3 protein-coding genes and 1 pseudogene are annotated in these 4295 nt (G+C 45.2%); 1 reads left to right on the forward strand and 3 read right to left on the reverse strand.

The window, feature by feature from the left end:
- Positions 1-479 precede the first annotated feature (479 nt).
- Positions 480-698: a KTSC domain-containing protein gene (locus DES54_RS18260; RefSeq protein WP_113869770.1), complete on the reverse strand. Its 219-nt coding sequence runs from the start codon at positions 696-698 to the stop codon at positions 480-482.
- Between the two features lie 227 nt (positions 699-925).
- A complete protein-coding gene (locus DES54_RS18265) occupies positions 926-1759 on the reverse strand; it encodes a GGDEF domain-containing protein (protein WP_113869772.1) in 834 nt (277 codons plus the stop codon).
- Between the two features lie 268 nt (positions 1760-2027).
- Between DES54_RS18265 and dsrB the strand changes: the two genes are divergently transcribed.
- Complete coding sequence (gene dsrB / locus DES54_RS18270) at positions 2028-2228, forward strand: protein DsrB (RefSeq protein WP_113869774.1); 201 nt, start codon at positions 2028-2030, stop codon at positions 2226-2228.
- A gap of 67 nt (positions 2229-2295) precedes the next feature.
- Here dsrB and DES54_RS19125 read toward each other — a convergent pair.
- Positions 2296-4014: pseudogene (locus DES54_RS19125) on the reverse strand (methyl-accepting chemotaxis protein).
- Between the last annotated feature and the right edge of the window lie 281 nt (positions 4015-4295).

Here is a 4295-nt window from a genome sequence, read left to right on the forward strand (position 1 = left end):
TGAATGCTATGATCGGCATAACTCAGTCCGGTTGGTGATTTGTTTTGATTTGGCGATTGATCAGATCGCTCAAACCGGATTGAGTTCCCTTCAGTGATCTACTATTAGGCGCAGTTATTTAGTGCCGCGCCTGTACGTTGACGCCGAACTTGGGTCAGGCAGGTTGATCGCGCCGTGGCCAGAGGGGAAAAGCATCTCCAAAACTTTCTGCCTCATTCTCCCTGAGCCGCTCGGCTTAAGTGAAAAGCCAATACAAGCCTTTGCACAATGGATTATAGATGAAGCCAAAAGATAACGTTGAATTACAATTGGGTGGTTAATGAACGATGTAATTAGATAGCGCCTCTTTCCATGCTTATCCGGCACCATTGATTTAAACCGAATAGAACAAACAGGTTGTGCAATGTCGTGAGGCGCCGATAGACAGGGTTAAGCGAGGACAGGTCGTGTTGATGAATGAATATTACGGCTGCGGGTGGTTAGCTGATTTTGCGACATAAAAATTTGTTTTTTATTACGCCATCGAAGAAACGGCCTTTTGATACCACCGCTTCAGAAATAAACTTCCCATAAATGCGTTCAGAAACACCAATATATTGATAGATTTCTTTATTATGAAATTCTATTTCAAGGATACGCGACTTTGAGTCATAGCCAATCGAACGAATCCTTGATGATGAAACGGGTTGTCGCTGCAATGATTATCCCTCCATTGAGTTAATTAAACACAGTATGAAACTATATAGGATTTTAAGCATGCTGTGTTATTAATGATCGTGCTTATGTGTTGATCTGTGTACCAGAAGTTTTGGCTTGTGGGTGGGTAAAGCTGATGGCCGCTTCGTATTTCTGGTGTGGGTTTGAGCAAGTTTGAACCAGGCCGCTGACGCAGCCATTTGAGAGGAGACCGGTTTTCAGTAAACTATCATTCTGATGCGCACTCAATCCGGTTTCGACCACTGGCTTTAGCTTTATAAAGTGCGTAATCGGCGGATTTAATCAGGTACTCATAATCAGGATGCCCGTTGTAGGCTGCAATGCCTGCGCTGATTGTGGTTGTTATGGTTTCGCCACTTTGCAGATTGATTTTGTGATCCTGAATTTTTTTCCTGAGTCTGTCGATCAGCGCGTAAGCCATCGCTTTTGGTGTTTCTACCAATACCACCATGAATTCTTCTCCCCCGTAGCGAAAAATATAATCACTGTTTCTGGTATTTTCGTACAGAATTTCTGCGATGCTTTTCAATACGCTATCGCCGGTGGTATGGCCATAGGTGTCATTGATTATTTTGAAGTGGTCAATATCAAGCATCGCAACTGTGAGCGCTGAATTTGAGTGCATTGCCAATGAGGTTTCATGTCGTAGAATCGTTGGTAGAAAACGGCGATTCAATAATAATGTCAGCGTATCTTTGCCGCTTTCCAGTTTCTGTATATCGTCAAATAATGATCCAAACAACGTTTTGATTTTATAGGTTTTACTTCTCACCGTCTTTAGTAAAGGCGTGTAGTTGCCTGGCGATAGCGGACTGGCTTTGCTGAAATGACTAATATAGTTGTCAGTTTCGACAATCAACTCGCCTATGACTCTGATCACCTGCGCATTGCTGAAACTGGGTTTTCCTTTATGGTTGAACCATAAACCAAACTCCGATCCGCTTAGCTCGGAAATGTTGGTCAAGGGGACGCCCGTGGCAACGCTGAAAATAAATGCATTTTCCCAATTTAACAATGCGGCATTTTTACGTTCTCTCTCCATACCCGCATTTTCCGGAATAGAAAACAATCGATAGGATTCTTCATTTTTAGCTGCACGGCCATATGACTGCGAATAGGGTCTCTTTATGCGAGTACGCTTGACGCACTTGTATTAAAAATAAAAACAATTAGTTTAACGTAATTAGTCGTTTTAGATTGGGAGAGTTTGTTTAATAATCGTTGGTGGAGGGTGAGTAAACCTAACGGGGTTATGTGGAAGGACTGAGGTCGGCGTTTATTCTTTGATGAAGCTTTTTTGAGAAAAGACAATGAAAGTCAATGATTTAGTTACGGTAAAGACAGATGGCGAAGTCAGACGGGAAGGAGTGGTTCTGGCGATTGAAGAGTTTCAGGAAGGAACAATGTATTTAGTATCGCTTAAGGATTATCCTGCCGGTATTTGGTTCTTCAATGAAGTGGAGAGTAAAGACGGAACATTTGTCGAGCCAGTCAATCCTGTTGAAAAATAACCGATTGCAGGTATTGGTTTCATCCGATGTGGCCAATACCTGTGGCGATTGATGCTATCTCACTGAATTAAAAAGTTTCCCAGTTATTATTACCTTGTTTTGCACCTTGCTCCGATAGCGCCAGGGAGACATTTGATTTTGCTGTTAACGTTGATTGGACTGTGGGAGCCATGGCGTAACGTTGAGATTGTTGGCTGGATAACTGAAATGTTGCTACCGCCCGAGTCAACACGGCGGCCTGTTCTTCCAGCGATGCGGCGGCAGAGCTGGCTTGCTGGACAAGCGCGGCATTCTGTTGCGTCACGCTGTCCATTTCGGCGATCGCCTGACCAACCTGAGAGATGCCTCGACTTTGCTCATCGGATGCCGAGGCAATCTCTCCCATAATATCGGTAACGTTAGTGACGGCATTCACAATTTCCCGCATTGTCTGGCCCGCATTATCAACCAGTACCGAACCACTGTTAACTAAATTGACGGACTCCGAGATAAGCGTTTCTATCTCTTTCGCTGCCTGGGCGCTGCGTTGCGCCAGATTGCGGACTTCACCGGCGACCACGGCGAAACCTCTGCCTTGTTCACCCGCTCTGGCGGCTTCTACTGCGGCGTTCAGCGCCAGAATGTTGGTCTGGAACGCGATGCTGTTAATCACGCTGGTGATTTCAGATATCTTTCTGGAGCTAGCCGAAATGTTATTCATGGTGTTGACCACATTGGCAACAATATCACCACCTTGCCTGGCTTTACCTGATGCATTCGCCGCAAGCTGACTTGCGTGATGGGCGTTCTCCGAGTTTTGCTTCACTGTCGCCGTTAGTTGTTCCATGCTCGCCGCGGTTTGTCCCAGCGCGGCGGCTTGTTGCTCTGTGCGTGAAGATAAATCGGTATTGCCAGAGGTAATTTCTGTTGAGCCCTGGTAGATGGAATCGGCGCTTTCCCTGACGGTGGTTACCAGAGAAGCCTGCATTTGTTGAACATTATGGCCCAGCGTACCGATTTCATTTCTGCCATATTTGTCAGGCATCTGAGTGAGGTCGCCTTGCGCGATTCGTTGAATCCGACTGACTAAGTCATTTATTGGTTTAATGAGCACGCGCCTAAGCAGCATGAAGGTAAGAAGGGCTAATACAGCAGCAATAGCGAAGCTGACCCCCATCAAGGTATACCCTAACAAGGAGTTGGCCTGCGCCGTATTATTCAGATTGTTTGCGCGCTGTATTCGATAGGTCATGGCCTCCCGCAACGGTTTATTATAGGTCAGATCCAATACGCGGGTTTCTTCCGATTCAAGCGTAATCACTTCTTCAAACAGCCCTTCTTTTGCGGATTCGAGCATTTGCATGATGCCTTGATTGACATAGGCATCGTAGGTTTTGCGTAAGTCGGCATCTAACGCGGATTCCTGAGGCGTTTTAACCGGGCGTTGTTCATAAATCCGAAAAGATTGCTTTGATTGCTCCACACTGCTTAGAGCCTGCTTCAGGTTGTCATTAAAAACATCCGAATCACCAATACGCGCGGCGGCAGCGGCTTGTATCAATAATAAACGTGCGGTACGGAGATGACTGGAGCTATCCGATATACCCATTCGGATATCAATCTATTGAGTAACATCCGCCAGCGACTGATTGCTGCGTTGTAAAAAATAGCTGGACGTCCCTATGGATAAACCAAATAGCAGCATGATGCCGCCAAGAATAATGACGAATAAAGGAACAAGCCGTAATTCACTCAACAAGCCAGTGTTACCCTGCTGATCAGACCTTGATGTTATTTTCATATCCATTCGCTCATATTCAGGAGAATAATTATGTTTACCATACAGCCGGCAGGCGATATTGGTGCCCTGGTTCAAAAATCATCACAGATGACATGTCATTACCTAAATCGCTAACCAGAATATAATCGGCATGTCCTGGTAAACCTTAAAGCTATTCAGCGAGATCTAAATAACTGCGCCTAATAGTAGATCACTGAAGGGAACTCAATCCGGTTTGAGCGATCTGATCAATCGCCAAATCAAAACAAATCACCAACCGGACTGAGTTATGCCGATCATAGCATTCA

Origin of the sequence: Brenneria salicis ATCC 15712 = DSM 30166 (genome assembly GCF_003315515.1) — a bacterium.
GTDB classification, from domain to species: domain Bacteria; phylum Pseudomonadota; class Gammaproteobacteria; order Enterobacterales; family Enterobacteriaceae; genus Brenneria; species Brenneria salicis.

What these genes read in the sequence shown, in the direction of transcription:
- DES54_RS18265 (WP_113869772.1), bottom strand. Translation starts at nt 1,759, where the DNA reads ATGGAGAGAGAACGTAAAAATGCCGCATTGTTAAATTGGGAAAATGCA.
- dsrB (WP_113869774.1), top strand. Translation starts at nt 2,028, where the DNA reads ATGAAAGTCAATGATTTAGTTACGGTAAAGACAGATGGCGAAGTCAGA.